This window comes from Stenotrophomonas sp. SrG, assembly GCF_050031795.1.
In the GTDB taxonomy this organism is placed as follows: Bacteria; Pseudomonadota; Gammaproteobacteria; order Xanthomonadales; family Xanthomonadaceae; genus Stenotrophomonas; species Stenotrophomonas rhizophila_A.
In genome coordinates this window covers 1-287 of sequence record NZ_JBNBBE010000157.1, presented here as the reverse complement: position 1 = coordinate 287, position 287 = coordinate 1, and the positions used below count along the sequence as shown (strand labels likewise).

Annotated in this window: 1 pseudogene; it reads right to left on the bottom strand. The window is 67.2% G+C overall.

The window, feature by feature from the left end:
- Positions 1-37 precede the first annotated feature (37 nt).
- Positions 38-287 (bottom strand): annotated as a pseudogene (locus ACQG3P_RS19355) (LemA family protein); the annotation flags it as partial.

Sequence of the window (287 nt, the reverse complement as noted above, 5' to 3'; positions counted from 1 at the left end):
CCTGCAGATCGCGGAAGCCCTGGTCGGCTTTCAGTTACGGGTTGTTCACGGTCACCACCAGCCGCCGCGCCTGTGCGCCACGGAGCTCGCCCTGCGCCTGCTGGAACTGCTGGAGCGACTCGGCGTCGTCGGCATTCACGTTGACCTGGCCCACCAGCGCGCGGGCATCGGTCACGTCTGTGAGCACCTGGCGCTCCTGGTTGGCATAGCCTTCCTCGGTCTGCACCAGGTTGGGAATCAGATGGGCGCGGCGCTTGTACTGGTTGAGCACCTCGGCCCAGCCGGCC